The organism is Aeromonas finlandensis (assembly GCF_000764645.1).
Taxonomy (GTDB): domain Bacteria; phylum Pseudomonadota; class Gammaproteobacteria; order Enterobacterales; family Aeromonadaceae; genus Aeromonas; species Aeromonas finlandensis.
On the sequence record NZ_JRGK01000001.1, the window covers coordinates 1 to 2,320 of the forward strand.

Genomic DNA, 2,320 nt, shown 5'->3' on the forward strand with positions numbered 1-2,320 from the left:
CCCCCAAGCTATATGTGCAAGAGCTCCATAACTTAGGCGATTACATAAGTGAAAAGTTGGTAGGTTAAAGGGGAAGTCAGGAGGGATATCAATTCGTATTGTTATTTCTCTATTCATAAGAGAATGTTTGTAAAACATAGTCCTATCGTTATCTCCTCGAACTAAAGAGATGCCCTTAGATGAGAGATAATTAACTATCTGTGTCATATCAAGCACCGTTAGATACTCCTACTAACCCTGCTGATCTTGAACTATCCCTTGTTGGTTCGTCCTCGCTTTCAGGGAAGTCATCACCAAAATATTGACGTAACTTCTCACATTGTTTTTTTAGTGAGGACATATCATTAGTTTCATTTAGCGCATCAAGGAGATACTGCATACGCTTCCTAAGGAGAGTTCCCACGGTCTCTCCATTTTTTTGGAATGTATCCGAGTATGGTGTAACTGGTAGGTTGACATGAACCTCATATCCATTACTTGCAGGGATGAAATATTTATAATCTTTAAGAATGTTTGTGAGGGTATCAATCAATGCTTGGTTATCATTTACTTTACCATCATTATCAATGCAGGGTGAAAACGATTCCTTCACCATAATAGTAAGTGCTATAGAATAAACTTTTTTCCGTTCTACTTCGTTAGTATAAACAAAGTCACGCCAACGTTTTAAATATCTAACTAGTCGATAATACTGGCTTCTTTCATCATCTGTTATTTCCTTGGGAATGCTCAATGAAGCAATCCATTCTTTTAGTTTCTTTGGCTCTGAATTTGCCCATTCTCTATTGTTCTCGTCAGAAAATTCTTTTCCAACAGCCAGCTGATAATTTTGGTTTTCATCAATCCTATAAATTGGGAAATCAATATGATAATTTTCATTCTTGTAGTCGGCAGTCACACATGGCTTCTTTATTTTTGGCTCTTTAAATCCATGTTTTATCAGTACATCCCTAACAATTTTTTTCACATCAACAGGATTCTCTGGGGAGCTTTCCTTCGTTATTACAACCGCACGGTCAATATCGTAATCACCATCTAATGGTTTAATCGCAATATTGGAAGCAAGTGACCCCTGTAAAAATCTTGCCTGAACATGATAGCCCGCATCATTAAGTGCATCTTCAACTTTTGGGGTGACAATGTCGTCTTTATCCCTGGCTTTTTTGTATTCATCCGACTCCCTGGTGAGGATGATGTTTTTTATGAATTGATTATATTTACTTTGCAATGTGGCCATTTTAATATCCCGATTAACATGATGATATAAGTTGCATTAAAACTCTATATTAACTTTTTTGCTAATTCATCCGCTCTGGGGTGATAGTATCGCATTAACATTCTCGGGTCTTTATGTCCGGTGATCTTTGTGAGTTCGTGCATAGGAAATATCTCAGCCAGACGAGAAGTGGCTTCATGACGCAGGTCGTGGAAACGCAGATCACTGAGGAACTCGGTTACTGGAATCAAACCTTGTGCTTGGTACTCGAGCTCGTAGGTTTGTCTAGCACGCTTGACTGCCCGCTCAAAGGCTCGTGTTACCGCATCAGCTCGGATATCAAAAACCCGACCTGTAGCAGCAACTCCTACAGATTGCAGAGTAACAACTGCTCGGGTTGATAGCGGCACATCGCGCGCACTGCCATTTTTGGTCGATGGCAGGTGTGCAACTCTGCGTTTCAGATCGATGTGCTCCCAGCGCAAGCTAACCAGCTCACTCCGCCGCATGGCCGTTTCCAATGCCAGTATGACCAACGATGGTAAGACCCTTGAGCCACTGGCAGCGATGATCCGCTCTATTTCACCTTCTGATGCTCTACGCGTGCTTTCTTCATCCTGGCTCTGGGGACAATGTGCTGGCGTTGCAGAAGCTGCTATACGCCTTGTACGTGCGTTATCAGCTTGAGGCTTACGAATTAGCTCCAGTGGATTGGATAGACTTTCCATTCCCCATTCTTTACGGGCCATGTTGAAGACGTGAGAGAGCAGGGCAAGCCGCCGGAGGATTGTTGCAGGTTGATAATCTTTCAGCCACTCGTCCCTTAGCTTTGCAACATCCGCTCCACGAATGGATGCCAATGCGCGTGATGCCAAAGGTAATGCCTTGTAGATGCGGATCAGTGAGAGCTCTTGCACGGCTCCCTTTTTATGCGGAACAACCTCAGTTTCATAGCGGCATAGAGCCTCATAAAGCGAGGTTGCTTCAGCTTCGGCTCTGCTGACCCAAATCCCTCGGGTCATCTCAGATTCAATGACTTTAGACCAGGCCTCCGCCTCCGCCTTTGTGTTGAAGGTTTTACTCTGAGCCGGATACCCCTTGCGG

The 2,320-nt window shown here is 43.4% G+C and carries 2 protein-coding genes; both read right to left on the reverse strand.

Features of this window, described 5'->3' with window-relative positions; all coding sequences use genetic code 11:
• Window positions 1-208: 208 nt before the first annotated feature.
• Window positions 209-1,237 (reverse strand): nucleotidyltransferase domain-containing protein, encoded by a 1,029-nt coding sequence (locus LD28_RS0100005; RefSeq protein WP_033134987.1) that lies wholly within the window; start codon window positions 1,235-1,237, stop codon window positions 209-211.
• Window positions 1,238-1,281: 44 nt separating this feature from the next.
• Window positions 1,282-2,320: site-specific integrase (locus tag LD28_RS0100010; protein ID WP_033134988.1), on the reverse strand; the 1,039-nt coding region annotated here is incomplete at its 5' end.